Origin of the sequence: Acinetobacter sp. FDAARGOS_494 (assembly GCF_003812225.1) — a bacterium.
In the GTDB taxonomy this organism is placed as follows: Bacteria; Pseudomonadota; Gammaproteobacteria; order Pseudomonadales; family Moraxellaceae; genus Acinetobacter; species Acinetobacter baumannii.
Genome location: NZ_CP033866.1, coordinates 65,724 through 82,986, shown reverse-complemented (window position 1 = coordinate 82,986; position 17,263 = coordinate 65,724). Strand labels below are relative to the sequence as shown.

The following is a 17,263-nucleotide window of genomic DNA, read 5'->3' as shown; positions in this document are numbered from 1 at the left end:
ATAAAAAGAATTTGATCATGATTACACGTCGTAAATTTTTAAATTACTCTTTAAATATGGGCTTTGGCGCTGCAGCGTTAGCGGCTTTCCCATCGAGTATTCAAAAAGCTCTAGCAATTCCTGCAAATAATAAAACGGGCACTATTCAGGATGTTGAACATGTCATCATCTTAATGCAGGAAAACCGATCTTTTGACCATTATTTTGGTACGTTAAAGGGCGTTCGAGGCTTTGCTGACCGTTTTACAATCCCTCTGCCAAATGGTCGCCGTGTCTGGGAACAGCTGAGAAGTAATGGTCAGGTTTTAACCCCATTTCACTTAGATGGAACAGCCAATAATGCACAGCGTGCAGATGGCACGCCTCATACGTGGGATGACAGTCAGTTGGCGTGGGACAATGGACGTATGGCAAACTGGCCAACTCATAAAACCGATATATCTATGGGCTATTTTAAAGAAAAAGAAATCCCATATCAGTTTGCACTTGCCAATGCCTTTACGATTTGTGATGCCTACCATTGTTCTATGCACACCGGAACAGATGCGAACCGCTCTTTTCATTTAACTGGTACCAATGGTGCAACACCGACCAAGCGTTCATTTGTAAATAATGAATGGGACTGGATTGATGGTAACCCAGCAACGGCAGACCGTGGTTACACTTGGAAAACCTATGCCGAAAGATTAGAAGAAGCAGGGATAAGCTGGATTTGTTATCAGAATATGCCAGATGAATGGGGCGATAATATGTTGGGTGCATTCCGTTCTTTTAGAAAGGCCAACATTGCATCCGGTTATCCCGTTTCAAGCGGTGGAGAGCCGAATAAACCGTATGCCGATACGGGTCAAAAACTACCGTATAAAGCCTATGATGCGGCTACTGATAATGCCAAAAATCCACTCTATAAAGGCATTGCAAATACGCTACCGGGCAATAAACCAGAAGAGTATCTCGACGCTTTTAAAAGAGACATTCGTGAAGGGAAGTTACCTCAAGTTTCTTGGATTAACGCGCCATCGATATACTGCGAACATCCAGACCCTTCAAGTCCGGTTCAAGGAGCTTGGTTTATTCAAGAAATTATTGATGCATTAACTGCTGTGCCAGAGGTGTGGAGTAAAACGGCTCTGCTCATCAACTTTGATGAAAATGATGGTTACTTTGACCATATGCCATCGCCATCAGCACCATCTCGACTCAAAAATGGCCAGTACGCAGGTAAATCGACACTAAGCAATGCTGATATGCAAGATGAATATTTTGATCATGCTGCACCTGAGGGGAGCCATTCACAGCCTACACCTGATGGACGAGTTTATGGTCCGGGTCCTCGTGTTCCTTTATATGTGATTTCTCCATGGAGTCGTGGCGGTTGGGTCAACTCACAAGTGTTTGACCATACTTCCGTGCTCATGTTTTTAGAAAAACGTTTTGGTGTAAAAGAGCCGAATATCAGTCCATACCGCCGTGCAGTGTGTGGTGATTTAACAAGTGCATTTAACTTTAAAACACCAAATGCAGATGTTTTACCGCAGCTGAGTGGTAAACAAACACGTCTGCAGGCAGATGCGCTAAGGGAAAACCAAGAAGCTTTGCCAGCTGTTCCTGTACCCACGGATATTAAGTTACCCATTCAGCAAAGTGGGATCCGTCTATCACGGGCGCTACCTTATGAGTTGCATACCAGTGCGCGTTGTAAAGCAGATGGTAAGGTGCAATTGATTTTTTCTAATACGGGTAAGCAGGCAGCGGTTTTCCATGTATATGACAAGCTCAATTTAGACCGTATTCCAAAGCGTTATATTGTCGAGCCGAATAAAACTTTAGATGATGAGTGGGATGCTTTAAACGATAACTTAGGCCGTTATGACCTATGGGTACTTGGTCCAAATGGCTACCATCGTCATTTTAAAGGGGATGCTCAACGTATTATCGATAGTGGTGTTAAACCTGAAATTCGAGTGTGCTATGACATTGCTAATGGTGATGTTTATGTCGAACTCATGAATGAGGGAACCAAGGATACAATATTGACAGTAAAACCTTGTGCATATCGACAAGATGCGCCATTGCAACTGACCGTAAAAGCGGGACAAGTTGTTAAGCAACATTGGTCGTTGGCTGATGTTGGGCATTGGTATGATTTTGAAGTTACGAGCGAGAGTGATCCGTATTATTACCGACGTTTTGCTGGCCGAGTCGAAACAGGTGAGGACTCCTTTAGTGATCCTGCAATGATCTAAGTTAGGATGAGGCAAAAAGAGGAACTTATTTTCTTTTTGCCTCATTTTTTATAATAAAAAATTCTCTAAAACTTCACGGACTGACTCGGATATTGGAACAGTCTTGCGTGTTTCACGGTCAACAAACACATGCACAAAATGTCCTTGAGCTGATGCTTGGTCTTGACCTTGTTTAAAGATTGCCAATTCATAGCGTAAAGATGTTGTACCAATTTTACCAATCGCAACACCTACCTGAATAACTTCTGGAAATGATAACTCTTGAAAAAAGCTACAAGCTGAGTCGACGACTAAACCAATTGATTTTGCTTCATGAATATCAAAACCTGTTTTCTGGATGAGCAAAGCATTGGCTGCCGTATCAAAATAGCTATAGTAAGTCACATTATTCACATGACCGTAAATATCGTTATCTGCCCAGCGAGTTTGAATATCTAAAAAGAACTTAAATTGATCACGAGTTTTTAAAACGGGTTTAGTCATTAATAAATCGCCTGATAAATTGCTAAAGCAGCTGCTTCTGTCATGTCACGTGGATTATTTTGCAGTAATCGAGTTTGCAACATGGCATCTTGAGCAAGTCTTGGTAAGCTAGACTCTTCAATACCCAAATCGCTAAGTTTTAAAGTCAAACCACTACGGTCTAAGTGATTTTGCATATGGTCAATAAACAGATCACATAACCCATCGGTGCTACCGTTACTATATGGGTCTAGCCATTGCATAAGTTCTGCATAGTATTGTTTGGCATAAGGCGCATTAAATTTCAGTACTTCAACGAGCACCAAAGCATTGGTATGTCCATGCGACAAATGAAAATGCCCACCCAATGGATAGGCTAAAGCATGCACGGCAGCAACAGGTGAGTTTGCAAATGCCTGACCCGCAAGCATTGAGCCGAACAGCATGTTCTGACGTGCCTCTAAATCATTACCGTTTTTAAGAACTTTCGGTAAGTTATGGTTTAGCAGCTTTAAAGCGTGCTTCGCTAAAATATCGGTATAAATATTTTTCTTATGTTTAGAGGTATATGCCTCAATGGCATGGACCATCGCATCAATACCTGTAGCAGCCGTAATATGGGCAGGTAGATTTTGAGTAAAAGTTGCATCAAGAATTGCTGTATCGGCATAGAGTACCGGAGAGACAATTCCCATTTTTGTCGTTTCACCTGTAGTCACTATTGATATGGGCGTCACTTCCGAGCCAGTACCGGCTGTAGTGGGAATTAAAATAAGTGGAAGTCGGGCTGTTTTGACCTGATTTACCCCATACATTTCTTGTAGGTTTTGAGTTTGGTTGGGATGTGCGAGTAAGGCAATCACTTTGGCTACATCTAAAGAACTTCCGCCTCCAAAGCCGACAATAACATCTACATTTTGCTGTTTAGCATAATTCGCTGCATCTAATACCACTTGCTCTGGTGGGTCGGCCTGAACATCAGCATAAATGACATGTTCAATTTTAAGAGTATCTAAAATTTGAAGAATAGGCAGGTGTAACTGATTTTTAATCATACCCGCATCAGTTACCAGTAATAACTTTCGGTAAGTTTTTGATGCCAACACATTCTGTAATTCTTGTATAGAACCGAGTCCTGAAATAATGTTGGGAACGGTCTGAAACTGAAAATGGCTCATATACATTATTTCCTTATTTTTGAAAATTATTATAGATGCATTCTATAGGATTCATTCTGCAAATTCTCTTAAAAGTAGCTGTGCTTTTAAGCTGCATTTAGTTAAAGAAAATTCACTTGAAAATTGGCATTTTATAAACTAATTTTCAAAATCATTAAATGAAATTAGATTGTGAATACCTTATTGGTAAATGCAAATAAGGTAAATTTTTTTAAGGATATGCATGTGAAAATAGATACTGATGTCAATACTGGATACGGCAAGGATACCGACAAAAATGGATATGCAAATATTAAGTATCGTGAGCTAATTCAAAAATTAACAGCAACATTATCATTGACGCTTTTGTCATTTGGATGGGGCTCTACAGTAAACGCAGCACAACAACAAATCGCTTTAGTAGGAACCTGGACATCTATCCCAGATGCACCGCTTGTGCAAAAACCAGAAAAAGCCAGTGAAGGTCTGTACCAGCTACAAGTTAATGCTGACGGGACCTTAACTCCTGTTAAGGTATTGCAAATGAAAAGTCCATCTTGGGTTGTAAAATCGAAAGATGGCCGTTTTGCATATACCACTAATGAAGAAAATGAAGGGGCGGTAACGGCATTATCGGTTCAAAACGGAAAGGTAGAGGTATTGAACACGGTAAATAGTCATGGCGGGCATCCAACACATGCATCCATCAGTTTAGATGGTAAATTCCTATTTGTGTCGAATTATTCTGCATTTGATAAAGGACGTGGCGGTGTCGCTGTTTTGCCAATTTTACCAAATGGACATTTGGGTGAAATGGTACAAAATATTGTTTTTGCGGAGGGTTCTGGTCATGTTAAAGGGCGTCAGGATAGTGGCCATGCCCATTCGACAACTTTTAGCCCAGATGGTAAGTATTTATATGCAAGTGATCTTGGAAATGACAAAGTCTATGCTTTTCGTTACAACCCAAGTAAGCCTCAACCACTTGAAGCGGATAAGAGCCGAGATGTGAGTTTTAAGCATGGTTCTGGTCCACGTCATATGGTCTTTTCACCAAATGGTAAACAGGCATACATTACCGCGGAAATGCGAAGTGAAATTGTGACGTTTAACGTACAAGATGGCCATTTGAAAAAAGTCGCTGAGCTAAAACTAGTTCACGAAGACAAAACACCTGAATTCAAGAGTGCAAGTGGAATTATTCTTAGTCCAAATGGTAAGTATGTGATCGCTGCAAATCGTGGTGCGGACAACAAACTTTTGGTATTTAAAATCCAACAGAATGGGCTGTTAGGTCAACCGCAAGTTTATAAGGCCAATGGAATTGAACCACGTGCTTTTTCATTTGATGAGTCAGGTAAATATCTGTATGTGACGAATGTTTATAGTAATAACATTAGCTTATTCCGTTTTGATACCAAAAATGGCTCATTAAAACCTTTAGGCGATGCAGCTAAAATATCGACTCCAACTGATATCAAATTCTTTTAATAATTTTTTCTCACACTGATCCTGCAATATTTATAAGCTATTAGATTTTTCAGTGTTCATTGCTACAGATACTCAATCTTGAAAGACAATCAAGATTGAGTTGAGGATTGAGTACATAGAAAATTCCTTTAAAATCTCTCATTTTACTTTTCAAGCCGCGTGAGTTTTGAGAAAATGAGAGCTTGTCACAATGGTCAATTCAAACCTGATAATAATGAATAATTTTGTCGGGTTTTTGCAGATTTTTGCGTGTAAAATACTTATTTATTTTTTAGTTTAAGTGGTTGGAATAAATTTCTAATGGAAGCACAGTATAAGGTGTTATGTGTCTGTTTAGGAAATATTTGCCGTTCTCCCACGGCTGAAGTGGTTTTTAGACATTATTGTGATCAGCATCAACTCAATATCATTGTCGATTCAGCTGGAACAAGTAACTATCATCCAAATAAAGCACCTGATCAGCGTAGCCAATTGCATGCAAAAAAAAGAGGCTATGACTTATCTTCTTTGCGGGCAAGACAACTTTCAACTCAAGACTTTTTAGATTTTGATTTGATTTTGGCAATGGATCATCAAAACTTTGATGATATCCACGACTTGCTACAAAGAGCTATCTTCCAATTTGGCAGTCATCAAATTCGAGCAAAAGTGGCATTAATGAGTGAACATGATCCTCAATATCCACAACAAGCTCTGCCTGACCCTTACTATGGTGGAGATGAGGGCTTTGAACGTGTACTCGACCAATGTGAATCAAGTGCGTTGGCGTGGATTAATATCCTAAAAAAACAATTGAATGTTTAAAAACAGGTTTTTCAATACAATGCAAATTCAAAATCAAGTACAGCTTAAGCCATTCAATACTTTAAGTTTAGATGTTACAGCTTCTCATTACACTAAGGTCAAATCTATTGAAGATATTGAAGAAGCTTTAGCTTTTGCTAAAGAGCATGAGCTAAATGTACTTGTATTATCTGGCGGTAGTAACATGCTATTACCGCAACAAATTAATGCTTTAGTTATTCATCTTGATATTCAGGGTATAGACGTTTTATCTGAAGATCAGGATTTTATTCGAGTTAAAGTCGGTGCAGGGCAGGTTTGGCACGATTTCGTTTTATATAGTACAAAGCAAAATTGGTTTGGCTTGCAGAACTTGGCACTTATTCCGGGCTTGGTTGGTGCTTCACCAGTGCAAAATATTGGTGCTTATGGTGTTGAGGTTGGTGAGTTTATTGAGTCGGTACAAGTCTATGACCGTCTATTAAAACAAACCGGATCAATTTCGGCAGCAGATTGTCATTTTTCTTATCGACATAGCATTTTTAAAGATGACCCAGCTCGTTACATCATTACTCATGTCACCTTTAAGCTGCTTAAACAAGCCAATCTAAAGCTAAATTACGGTGATTTAAAACAGGCAGTAGGAGATAACCTGACTGCTGAAAATTTACAAAATCAGGTCATTCATATTCGTCAAAGTAAATTACCTGATCCAAAAGAATATCCGAATGTAGGAAGTTTCTTTAAAAATCCGATTGTAAATACTCAAGAATTTGAACGATTAATCGCACAATTCTCAACAATTCCACATTATCCTCAAGCGAATGGTAACGTTAAAATTGCTGCTGGTTGGTTAATTGATCAGGCTGGATGGAAAGGTAAACAGCTTGGTGTAGTGGGAATGTTCCATAAGCAAGCCTTGGTTTTGGTGAATTATGCCAATGCATCTCTTGCGGATGTAAAGAAAACTTATCAAGCTGTACAACATGATGTTGAACAGCGTTTCCAAATTATGTTAGAACCAGAGCCTGTGCTTTATAACAATTTAGGTTTAATTGAAAATCATACGGAATAGTTTTATGCCAAAAGTACACTTGATGGTACGTTTTGTACAAGTAGTTACTGTACTATTTGTACTATTAGGCTGTTTCGTGATTTTTTTATATTCGCCGTTTTATTCAAAACTTATTGTAGCTGGACTTAACTATTTTGTTCCGGTAGATGTTAATGAAGTGGCTGCGGAAAGCCAGCGAAAAGCAGCATTAAGTGAACATGACAACTTAGAACCGGGGTCAAATTTATGGATTGCTCGTCAGGCTTATTTGAAGTTAACAGAAGATGCTTTACGTGAAAATAAGACTGCAGATTTGGGTTACATACAAGAAAACTATAAAGCTTTGCAGCAAATTATTCTTTTAGAAGAAAAAGAACAAGAACTACAGGAAGAGAAAGAAACGACAGCTGTGAGTGTTCCTTTGGTTGCGAAAAACTCTGAAATTGATGCGGCCGATGAAGCAAGTAGCCCTATCGATGCAGCACTTTCTATTAATAGTTCTGAAAATAAAGCCCTTACAGAGCAATATACGGAGTTTTTAGCAAGAAAACCTGTAGTGCCAGAGCATCAAAAAGCGGCGAGTGAGCCTGAGCAGAAAGTTGAATATGTTCGTAAAAACCCTCTGCCTGCTCAACCTAAAAAGTTATCAGAACCTTATGCGATTGTAGTATTGGGCGGTGGTTTAACTTTAGATAAAAATGGCAAAGATATTGTAGTTAACAGCTATACGCGGTTAAGACTAGAAAAAACCTTAGAAGTTGAAAAGAAAAACCATCTACCTATCGTACTAAGTGGAGTTGAAGCTCCTTATATGCAAGCATGGTTGAAAGCACGTGGAGTAGATGCAAAATTATTAGAAAAGCGCAGTATGAATACCTGTGAGAATACTCGCTTTAGTTCATTGTTACTTCAAAAGAAAGGTGGTGCGCCTACAGTTATGTTGGTCACAGATGAATATCATATGCCACGTACGCGCCGTTTATTTGCTTTAAATGGGATAGAAACTATTCCTGTTACTGCTCCAATGCCAACCCCGCTTACACGTTGGCAACCGAGTACACAAAACTACGATCATAGTCGTCGTGCAAATTATGAATTACTTGCGACAATTCGTGACATGTTATTTGGTTCAAGTGATTGTCGAGAGGTGCCTTAATGTCTGAGATTCCATTTCTCAATCCTGCCGTATTAAAACAATTAGATTTACCGGTTCCGAACCGTGAACTCACTCCGCAAGTTTTAAGCCCACTCAATTTAAATACCTTAGAAGAACCTTCTCGTGAGCTTTTAGCATACCGTAAATTATACGGTTTACATTTACTGGACTGTGAGCATTGGCAAGGCTATGTCCAAATGCCTTTATTTCGTCTGCATGTCCAAGTTTTTAAACCTAAATTAGACAAAATCCAAGGAACCGTATGTTTATTGCATGGTTATCTGGAGCATAGCGGAATTTATCAGCCCATTATTCGCGAAATACTTGAACAAGGCTTTAGTGTTATTACCTACGATTTACCTGGTCATGGTTTGAGTAATGGTTCACCTGCAAGTATTCAAAATTTTGACCATTATCAACAAGTTCTGATGGCGGTTTATCAATATGTCAAACATGCTGATCAATTACCGAAACCATGGGTAGGTATTGGTCAAAGTACGGGTGGGGCAATCTGGATGCATCACTTGCTTGAGTATGCAGAAAAAAGACAAGACCCAATCGTCGATAGGGTTTTATTGCTTTCACCATTAATTCGACCTGCTAAAACAGCATGGTGGCATAATCCGGTAGGTCTAGGCATTATTCGTCGTATTAAGCGTCAAGTGCCTCGACACTTTAGACGGAATAACCATAATCCTGAATTTTTAAGATTTATTCGTTTAAAAGATCCATTGCAGCCACGCATGATGGGCATGGATTGGATTTTGGCAATGTCAAAATGGATGCAGGAAATGGAAGAGCGACCTGCTTGTCGTATTCCTGTCTGGCTTGCACAAGGGGCATTAGATCAAACAGTAGACTGGCGTTACAACATCGAGTTTATTCGCCGTAAGTTTAGGCTTCAAACATTATTGATGCTAGAAGAGGGTTCTCATCAATTAATTAACGAACGTGCAGATATTCGTGCGGCTTTAACAGGTTTAATTCCAGCCTTTTTGCATGCAAAGCCGAAACATTTTTATTATTAAAGTTTGAAGCTGCCTCTATAGGCAGCTCCAGTTTTAACTATTTAAAAATGATTGGCGTCAGCCATATTCCACATACGATAATAGAAATTATCATCATCATTTTTCAGTTCAGATTGTAAAAGCTCACCTTCTTTTAAGAAGAAGTGTAATTGAGCATAGTTTTTAATTTCACGGTCATTAATCCGTTGAGCTAAATGATGAGCTTTAATATCCGATGGATGACGTAAACCTGCCGCAGCAATCATTTCTGATAATGCATGTAATGTATTTTTGTGGAAATTAAATACACGTTCTGCTTTGGTCGGTACATGGAGTGCTTTCTGGCGATCTTTATCTTGGGTTGCAACGCCTACAGGACATTGGTTTGTATGGCAACTTTGCGCTTGAATACATCCAACTGCAAACATAAAGCCACGTGCTGAGTTCACCCAATCTGCACCGAGAGCAAATGTGCTGGCAATATCAAATGCACTAATAATTTTACCGCTTGCACCAATTTTAACTTGATCTCTTAGGCCAGCACCTACAAGTGTGTTATGAACAAAACGTAGGCCTTCACGTAATGGTGTTCCGATATAGTCACTAAACTCAATAGGGGCTGCGCCAGTGCCACCTTCAGAACCATCAACTACAATAAAATCAGGCACAATTTTTGTTTCAAGCATTGCTTTTACAATACTCATAAATTGCCAAGGTTGACCAATACACAGTTTGAAACCTACCGGTTTACCACCAGATAAAGTCCGTAACTTCTGTAAGAAATGCATCATTTCAATTGGTGTCGAAAAGCTTGAATGCTTCGCAGGAGAGATACAATCATGGTCACGGGAAACACCACGGATCTCGGCAATTTCAGCAGTAATCTTATGTTTAGGTAAAATACCGCCATGGCCCGGTTTAGCCCCTTGCGAAAGCTTAAGCTCAATCATTTTGATTTGTGGCAATTGAGACTGCTTAGCAAACTTCTGTTCATCAAATTTTCCGTCTAAAGTTCGGCAGCCAAAATATCCACTGGCAATTTGCCAAACAATATCACCACCATTTTCTAAATGATAAGGGCTGAGACTACCTTCACCGGTATCGTGATAAAAACCGCCTAATTGTGCTCCTTTGTTTAATGCACGTATTGCATTCGCACTTAAACTACCAAAGCTCATGGCAGAGATATTCATAATGGATGCACTATAAGGTTGAAGGCATTGGGTATTACCAATTTGAATACGGAAACTCTTAGGATCCGCTGGTGGACATGGACTAATGGAATGAACAATAAAGCGATAATCTTCTTGATAGACATCAATAATTGATCCAAAAGGTTTATCTGCATTCTCATTTTTAGCACGTTGATAAACCAAACTTCTTTGCATACGCGAGAAAGGAAGGGCATCTTGATCCGCTTCAATAAAGTATTGGCGAATTTCAGGGCGTATATCTTCAAATAAAAAACGGAAATGGCCCATAATCGGGTAATTTCTTAAGATTGAATGTCTATTTTGTAAGACATCATATAGACCTAATAAGCTTAATGCGCCACTGACGACCCATAAACCGTTGAGTAAAGTATCCGAAATAAAATAATAAATACTATGAGGTGTATATACGGTTCTAAACCACGTGATTGTGAGTACAGTAAAAATACACAAGAACCAAATAGAGTGGCGTGAAAAGAATGTATTGAGAAATTTATGTCGAATGATTTGTGCCGGACTCGCCATATGTGAACAAATTCCTAATGTTTTACTGGCACATACCTTGCCAAGAAGCAGCCAAAACTACAAGTAGGGAATTGTTTAACCAGTATTTTATTCATTTAATCTTTTACCAACTGATCATCTCCCTAATACGAGAAGCTGATGAGTTGGCAAAGACCAGAGCTTTATTAAGCTTTAAGAGGGAGCTGTTTTTTTATGAGCAAAATAAATAAGGTGATGACTAAGCTAAATCCAAAAATAGGTAAACTCAGCCCTAGAATAGCAAGCATTAATGTCGTAATTATTCTTTGTTGTGTAGTTGCATGTTTCCATACGAACAAAGTTTGGTTAATAAAATGATGGGTCGTAAGCTTTACATTGGAGGTTTTAAACCAAGCTTTATACGCATAAACAATCATTATACATAGCCCGAGCGCATACAGAACCAGAATTAATTGATTGACCCAACCGAATAGTACCCCAATATGTGCATCAACTCCCCAGCGTGTAAGTTTTGCAACTAATGAATAATCTTTAAAAGCGAGTTTATCGATTACCTTGTGTTCATGCATATCAATCGCAATACTATCTGCTTGTGTGGGCCATTTGCGCTGTATTTCCGCAACAGTCCAAGCTTGGTTCGCAGCAACTGGCGGTTTGATTTGTATTTCTGTTGAATTAATCCCATTTGCTCGAGCAATTGCTAATACAGAATCGAATTCAGCTGGCATGATGTCTAAATTTGGCGTTTCCATGATCATTTCGTGATGTTCATGATGAGCCATTTCTGGCAATGAAATCTGATTTAGTGAGGTGGTCAATATTGGTGTTTGCCAGTTTAACCATTGACGGGCAATACGAATATTATCACCAGCCCATTGAGACCATGTAAGACCAGTAATCGCAATGAAGAATAAAAGTGGTAGTAAAGCTAACCCAATAGAACTATGCCATTTTAATAAGTGATTTTTATTTGTTTGTCTGTTTTTGAAGTTTGAGCGACGCTTCCACCAACTGTATAGCCCACTTAAAGTTAAAAAACCAAGCCAACTTGCAGCAAGTTCACTATAAAAACGTCCCCATTTTCCTAATAATAAATTGCTGTGTAATTGATCTAAGAATGTACGTAACGGTAATACGCCACTGGTTCCATACACAGCAAGTTGTCCTTTTACAGAAAGCGTATAAGGATCAATAAAAATGGCTTCATTATTTAGATGGTGTGTATGATCGGAAAAAATAACCCGCGTAGTTTGCACAGGGCTTGGTGATGGTCTGACTTCTGTAATTTTTGCAGTTGCAGGCATGACTTTTCTTGCGCTTTCAATCTGCTGGCTTAGAGGATATATCTGATTTAAAGGCTGAACATTTAATACATCTTTATAGATGAATTGCTCTAACTGAGGCGTAATTGCATATAGTAAGCCAGTAAATGCGGCAACAAATATAAATGGGGCAATAAAAATACCGGCATAAATATGTATGAGACGGAAGAGACTACGCCAAAAGCTAGAAGTAGGGGACATTTTAAAGTGATATCGAGCAAACTTTGTCGTGAAGTATATCTACTTTAAATTGTATTTTGAAATTGCACTTTTCATTGGTTAGCTTGATTGTAGATTTTCTAAAGTATCATTGTGCTGAATTACTAGCAATGCTGTTGCTTGGTGTTATGAAATATTTCGTAAATTTTGCTCTCTAAATACACAGCTCATATGATCAATACAATATTTAGTATAGATATTTATGAAAAAGCACTTTATAGAAAAATTTTTATTGTTAAGTTTGTTTTAAATATTATTCTTTTAATTTATCTAGAGAAACTAAATTATCTATGATTTATTTGTTAGTATTATAATTCCGTAATTTATTCTAGTACCAATAGATTTATGATGTTGGTTTGAATGAGTACAGCTAATGAGTAAGAACTCTTTTAGAGATATTAAGAGTGTATGTATAAGCTTTTTAATAAAATTTTATATTGTTACTAATTCTATTGGTTAATATTTTAAGAAAAATTATCTTATTAATTTTTATAATATTTAGTGCTTAATAAAATTTTTAAATGAAACTTCTAGACTAAAAAACAAAAGTATACTCACTTGCTTTTTAGTCTAGTATTTCAATATTATTAAATTAAATAGCGACTAATTCCTCAATTTTCTCAAGATCGATTATTTTTTTAATATAAGACCAAGTTTTTTCAGCATTAATTAAATTTTTATCAATTGTTCCATCATTAATAACCCCATCGAGGATATTAAGAAATAGATTGGTTAATGCAGCGGCGTCCTCTACCTGAATTTTAATTAAGATAGAAAAAACAAGCTCATAGAGCCATTCTCTATATTCATTAATAGGATTTTTAACGGATGGGTAAAGTTGTACTACTTCCATAGTTGCCTTTTTAAATAAGCATCCATTAAATTCTTCTGTGTAAATCCAGTCAATATACCAATTAAATAAGCTTCTGAGTTGAACTAAAGGTAGGTCATTGGTATTGATTCTTTCTAATATAGCAGACTGTATATCAGAATTCCTTTTGTAAAGGCATGATTCTATTAGCTTTTCCTTTGAAGGAAAATACTTGTAGAATGTCATCTTTGCAACATTAGATTCAGCAATAATTCTGTCCACTCCAATAGAGTTATAGCTTTTTTCATTAAAAAGGGCAGTTGCTGTTTTTATAATAGTGTCTCTTTTTGACATCGATTTCCCCGTAGTAAATCTTTTGAAATCCGTTTCTTTTTTAAGGCTAGTGCTCTGGCAAAAGTCAGTTTAATCATATTGAAAACGCTAATGTAATACAACATGTGAGAGCCTAAAAAAATAGTATTTTTCGATATTAATTGTTATGTGATTCATTAAAAAAATTCATTAAATTATCCATTGATTTGTAGTAATAATAAACCTAATATCAAATTGTTTAGGGATGAGTATACAATTTTATTTAGTAGCAAATGAATGCACGATTAAAATAATGGGGAACTCATAACCTAACTATAAGAATTAATTTGTTATTGAGAATGATTATGTCAAAAAAATTTGAAGATTTCGATAATCCAAGACAAAAGGCATTACTGGGGATGAAGAATAGTATTCCTACAGAACAGTGGGAAGAAAATCTAAAATTTCTCAAACAATTAAGAGCGAGAATTGCTGAATTACCAGTATGTAAACATCCGGCGATCGAAGTTTTAAATAATGGATTGCTTGATAAATTCACTTTAACAAGAATTCATTTAGAATATCGTCATGCGATTGTTCAGATCTTTACTGATGCCTTATTAATGGCCCAGTTCCAGACAAAACAATTGGAGCCTAAACTCCATTCTGGAGCTAAAATGTTTCCACGTGTTTTATTAAGTTTAAATGTACTTGATGAATTTGGTTTTAGACCCGGAACAGACCTGGACAATTATTATCTAGGTAATCCGGAGTATGCACATTATCCTTTATATGAAGATTTATTGAATGATTATGGTTTGAGTGAGAAGGACCGTAGAGGGTATCAACCTTCAAAAATTGCAGATCAGGTAAGAAATTTTCTAGAATCATCTTATGATAGTTATATTAAAGTAGTTGCTTTACTTGCAGTGGCCGAAGAAGAAGTGATTCTTTTTAGCCCACCACTTCGTGAAGCGACTAAGGCTATTGGTGTAGATGTTGAAGGTGGCGGCTATTACCATGTTCATGGGGTATCTACTGACGAAACCTCAGAAGCAGCAGATGATGATCATGAAGATGATCTCTGGTTTGCGTTAGCGCAAGCAATAACTAAAGAAGACTATGAGAGCTTAACAACGCTTTGTATGGATTATTGTGCTTTATGGAATGAGTTTTGGGATGCACAAATTGCTGATATTCACTACTTAGAAGCAAAGAAGTTAGCATAACTTGTATCCATAGTAAGACGAATAATTGATAAAAACTAAAAAGCCTATTCATATATATGAATAGGCTTTTTTAATACTTTAAATCCAGCCCATCTATAAACTAATAACCTGAAGTATTTCATTTAATACATTATTTGCATCTGTGGGAAATGATAGAATTACGAAAGTCAGTAAGTTGATATGTATGGGGCTTAAAAACATGCATCCTATAAGTGTGAGCAAATGAATACATTCATATACAGCTATCTGAAATTTTTAACCTATTGAAAGTACAAAGGTTTAAGTCTTGTTCCAACCATTTACAATCCAAACCAGATTAGGCGGATTCTACTTCTTTTATAATATACCTGTGGTTTTTGTATTTTTATTAAAGTAAATTAAAACAAGAACTTATAACCATAAAATGACGTATTTTATTGTTAACTAAAAACGCTTGTAGACTATTTGTAGACTGTTGAGAAACATGGTTAAATCAAAGTTCGCTAAAACAGGTTTAAGACATGAAACTCAACAAATCTACTGTTGATGCTATTCCATTAACTGAAAAAGGTCAAAAAATATATAGAGATGCAGAACTGATCGGTTTTGCTGTTCGGGTAACTAATAAAAGTAAAACCTATATTGTTGAAAGGAGGCATGAAGGTGAACTCTATCGAGTGACAATTGGCAAAACTACCGATATTCCTGCAACAAATGCTCGAGCAAAAGCTCAGATGATTCTGGCGAAAATTTCAAACAATGAATATGAAAAGCCTATCAAATTAAAGAAGGTTGCTAATCCTTTAGATATTACCGTGAATGAAGCTCTTCAAATTTATATTGATAGAAATGACTTTAGACCAAAAACAATTAGGCAGTACCGTAAGTATTTTGATTTATATTTGGGGTGGGGCAACAAAAAGCTTTTCCAGATATCTAAGCAAGAAGTACTGGATCGATTTATTGAGGTATCAGAAGTAAGTGAGTCGTCAGCAAATGGTGCTGTATCTCTTTTAGGTACCTTATGGAAGTATATTCATGTTCTTTATTCAACAGATGAGAACCCGATTCTTAAAAGTAATCCAGTTGACATTATTTCCGTAACAAGAGGTTGGAATAAAATAGAAAGTAGGGATAGACATCTCCATAAAGACATCATTCACAAATATTACAATGCAGTGCTTCATTATGAAGATGAGTTAAATCTGGAAAATACTGCTAGGTCTAACACGCATCGGGATATTGTATTGATGTGCATGTATACGGGATGCCGTAAACAGGAGGCATGTTGTTTAAAGTGGTCTGATGTAGATATTAAAAATGGTACCTTAACTTTTAGAGATACCAAAAATGGTTCAGATCATACTTTTCCTATTGGTGATCATCTACACAGTATTTTGCGTGAACGTTGGTTATTAAGAGAAAACGATTGGGTTTTCCCAGCTACTAAGATGCCTACTTCGTGGAATATGCATGCAACTAAGGTAGATACATTATTGAATAGAGTGGGTAAGGAAGTTGACTATTACGTTTCAATGCATGATTTCCGTCGTACATTTGCCACTATATGCAACCTTTTAAGATTTAATATTTATGTGACAAAAAGACTTCTTAATCACACGGCTAAACCAAGAATTGATGTGACAGGTGGTTATGTTCAAATTCCAGATGAGGAATTAAGAGCTTCAATGAACATGATTGAAGCGGTGTATCAAGGTAAGATTGATTGCTTTAATTACCAATCTGTATGGGCAGAAAGATTAAAAGAAATAAAGGCGGTCTAACCGCCTTAAACTGTTGCAAGCTGTGCTGTATTAAGCACAGTCTTGCTTTGCTCATACTTCAAAACGTCCTTCTTTTTATATGAAACACGTCTTCCAATTTTCGAGAAAGGCAGTGATGATTGATCACAACGCATTCTAGCTAATGTCCAAGGCGAGCAATCTAAATAAAGTGCCACAACCTCTTGAGGGAACTTCTGTTCTTCATTAGCCATTATGAAGCGATCCAAATATTCTTGTTGCTCTGCATCAGATAGATTTCTCAGATCTTTTAACATTTACTCCTCCTTACTTTCCGCTTTAACTTCTAATTGAGTACCCTCATAGGTGCCGTCACCCCCGCAATTCAGACAATGTGTATACATGCCTAAACCATCCCCATCAGGACAGAAGTTTTCAGGTAATGACCCGTCTAGAAATACAGTGCCGCCAATTGGCTTTGTGTGAATATGAGGGGCAAGGCCGTAATAGGGGAAAATGCATTCACCATTTCCATCATCACAAAAATCACATGTTTTAACTTTTACTTCACTCATCCA

At 37.3% G+C, this 17,263-nt stretch carries 15 protein-coding genes; 8 read left to right on the top strand and 7 right to left on the bottom strand.

Annotated features, from left to right (window positions below; genetic code table 11):
* Positions 1 to 17: 17 nt before the first annotated feature.
* Complete coding sequence (locus EG365_RS00500) at positions 18 to 2,246, top strand: phosphocholine-specific phospholipase C (RefSeq protein WP_000632986.1); 2,229 nt, start codon at positions 18 to 20, stop codon at positions 2,244 to 2,246.
* Between the two features lie 48 nt (positions 2,247 to 2,294).
* Here EG365_RS00500 and EG365_RS00495 read toward each other — a convergent pair whose 3' ends face one another.
* Together EG365_RS00495 and EG365_RS00490 are read right to left on the bottom strand one after the other, a co-directional pair.
* Positions 2,295 to 2,729, bottom strand: a complete 435-nt coding sequence (locus tag EG365_RS00495) for an acyl-CoA thioesterase (RefSeq protein ID WP_000165801.1) — start codon at positions 2,727 to 2,729, stop codon at positions 2,295 to 2,297.
* Complete coding sequence (locus EG365_RS00490; RefSeq protein WP_000017862.1) at positions 2,729 to 3,886, bottom strand: iron-containing alcohol dehydrogenase; 1,158 nt, start codon at positions 3,884 to 3,886, stop codon at positions 2,729 to 2,731. The genes EG365_RS00495 and EG365_RS00490 overlap by 1 nt, the downstream gene beginning before the upstream one ends.
* A gap of 225 nt (positions 3,887 to 4,111) precedes the next feature.
* Here EG365_RS00490 and EG365_RS00485 point away from each other — a divergent pair, with 225 nt between their 5' ends.
* The 5 genes from EG365_RS00485 to EG365_RS00465 all read left to right on the top strand — a co-directional run bounded on the left by EG365_RS00485 (position 4,112) and on the right by EG365_RS00465 (position 9,377).
* Entirely contained in the window at positions 4,112 to 5,356 is a 1,245-nt protein-coding gene (locus tag EG365_RS00485; RefSeq protein ID WP_002017010.1) for a lactonase family protein, read from the top strand.
* A 300-nt stretch (positions 5,357 to 5,656) separates the two neighbouring features.
* Positions 5,657 to 6,160 (top strand): low molecular weight protein-tyrosine-phosphatase, encoded by a 504-nt coding sequence (locus EG365_RS00480; RefSeq protein WP_000388070.1) that lies wholly within the window; start codon positions 5,657 to 5,659, stop codon positions 6,158 to 6,160.
* Positions 6,161 to 6,179: 19 nt separating this feature from the next.
* Entirely contained in the window at positions 6,180 to 7,214 is a 1,035-nt protein-coding gene (gene murB, locus EG365_RS00475; protein ID WP_001166918.1) for a UDP-N-acetylmuramate dehydrogenase, read from the top strand.
* A 4-nt stretch (positions 7,215 to 7,218) separates the two neighbouring features.
* Complete coding sequence (locus EG365_RS00470) at positions 7,219 to 8,349, top strand: YdcF family protein (RefSeq protein ID WP_001127152.1); 1,131 nt, start codon at positions 7,219 to 7,221, stop codon at positions 8,347 to 8,349.
* Complete coding sequence (locus EG365_RS00465) at positions 8,349 to 9,377, top strand: alpha/beta hydrolase (protein WP_001290023.1); 1,029 nt, start codon at positions 8,349 to 8,351, stop codon at positions 9,375 to 9,377. The genes EG365_RS00470 and EG365_RS00465 overlap by 1 nt, the downstream gene beginning before the upstream one ends.
* Positions 9,378 to 9,418: 41 nt before the next feature.
* Here EG365_RS00465 and EG365_RS00460 read toward each other — a convergent pair whose 3' ends face one another.
* The 3 genes from EG365_RS00460 to EG365_RS00450 all read right to left on the bottom strand — a co-directional run bounded on the left by EG365_RS00460 (position 9,419) and on the right by EG365_RS00450 (position 13,777).
* On the bottom strand, positions 9,419 to 11,092 hold the full coding sequence (locus tag EG365_RS00460) for an FMN-binding glutamate synthase family protein (protein WP_000157985.1): 1,674 nt from the start codon (positions 11,090 to 11,092) through the stop codon (positions 9,419 to 9,421).
* Between the two features lie 164 nt (positions 11,093 to 11,256).
* A complete protein-coding gene (locus EG365_RS00455) occupies positions 11,257 to 12,594 on the bottom strand; it encodes a PepSY-associated TM helix domain-containing protein (RefSeq protein ID WP_000075462.1) in 1,338 nt (445 codons plus the stop codon).
* Between the two features lie 610 nt (positions 12,595 to 13,204).
* Entirely contained in the window at positions 13,205 to 13,777 is a 573-nt protein-coding gene (locus EG365_RS00450) for a TetR/AcrR family transcriptional regulator (RefSeq protein WP_000043929.1), read from the bottom strand.
* Positions 13,778 to 14,100: 323 nt separating this feature from the next.
* Between EG365_RS00450 and EG365_RS00445 the strand changes: the two genes are divergently transcribed.
* Both EG365_RS00445 and EG365_RS00440 read left to right on the top strand, forming a co-directional pair.
* Positions 14,101 to 14,964, top strand: a complete 864-nt coding sequence (locus EG365_RS00445) for an iron-containing redox enzyme family protein (RefSeq protein ID WP_000037351.1) — start codon at positions 14,101 to 14,103, stop codon at positions 14,962 to 14,964.
* Positions 14,965 to 15,464: 500 nt separating this feature from the next.
* Positions 15,465 to 16,727, top strand: a complete 1,263-nt coding sequence (locus tag EG365_RS00440) for a tyrosine-type recombinase/integrase (protein ID WP_000773619.1) — start codon at positions 15,465 to 15,467, stop codon at positions 16,725 to 16,727.
* A 5-nt stretch (positions 16,728 to 16,732) separates the two neighbouring features.
* Here the strand turns inward: EG365_RS00440 and EG365_RS00435 are convergent, their stop codons facing one another.
* Together EG365_RS00435 and EG365_RS00430 are read right to left on the bottom strand one after the other, a co-directional pair.
* Positions 16,733 to 17,002, bottom strand: coding sequence for a hypothetical protein (locus tag EG365_RS00435; RefSeq protein ID WP_000910238.1), 270 nt, complete (start codon positions 17,000 to 17,002; stop codon positions 16,733 to 16,735).
* Positions 17,003 to 17,260, bottom strand: a complete 258-nt coding sequence (locus EG365_RS00430; protein WP_000005650.1) for a hypothetical protein — start codon at positions 17,258 to 17,260, stop codon at positions 17,003 to 17,005.
* Positions 17,261 to 17,263: the final 3 nt, after the last annotated feature.

Coding starts and splice junctions, on each gene's coding strand:
- EG365_RS00450 (WP_000043929.1), bottom strand. CDS start 13,777: ATGTCAAAAAGAGACACTATTATAAAAACAGCAACTGCCCTTTTTAAT.
- EG365_RS00495 (WP_000165801.1), bottom strand. CDS start 2,729: ATGACTAAACCCGTTTTAAAAACTCGTGATCAATTTAAGTTCTTTTTA.
- EG365_RS00470 (WP_001127152.1), top strand. CDS start 7,219: ATGCCAAAAGTACACTTGATGGTACGTTTTGTACAAGTAGTTACTGTA.
- EG365_RS00430 (WP_000005650.1), bottom strand. CDS start 17,260: ATGAGTGAAGTAAAAGTTAAAACATGTGATTTTTGTGATGATGGAAAT.
- EG365_RS00440 (WP_000773619.1), top strand. CDS start 15,465: ATGAAACTCAACAAATCTACTGTTGATGCTATTCCATTAACTGAAAAA.
- murB (WP_001166918.1), top strand. CDS start 6,180: ATGCAAATTCAAAATCAAGTACAGCTTAAGCCATTCAATACTTTAAGT.
- EG365_RS00445 (WP_000037351.1), top strand. CDS start 14,101: ATGTCAAAAAAATTTGAAGATTTCGATAATCCAAGACAAAAGGCATTA.
- EG365_RS00435 (WP_000910238.1), bottom strand. CDS start 17,002: ATGTTAAAAGATCTGAGAAATCTATCTGATGCAGAGCAACAAGAATAT.
- EG365_RS00455 (WP_000075462.1), bottom strand. CDS start 12,594: ATGTCCCCTACTTCTAGCTTTTGGCGTAGTCTCTTCCGTCTCATACAT.
- EG365_RS00480 (WP_000388070.1), top strand. CDS start 5,657: ATGGAAGCACAGTATAAGGTGTTATGTGTCTGTTTAGGAAATATTTGC.
- EG365_RS00465 (WP_001290023.1), top strand. CDS start 8,349: ATGTCTGAGATTCCATTTCTCAATCCTGCCGTATTAAAACAATTAGAT.
- EG365_RS00490 (WP_000017862.1), bottom strand. CDS start 3,886: ATGAGCCATTTTCAGTTTCAGACCGTTCCCAACATTATTTCAGGACTC.
- EG365_RS00460 (WP_000157985.1), bottom strand. CDS start 11,092: ATGGCGAGTCCGGCACAAATCATTCGACATAAATTTCTCAATACATTC.
- EG365_RS00500 (WP_000632986.1), top strand. CDS start 18: ATGATTACACGTCGTAAATTTTTAAATTACTCTTTAAATATGGGCTTT.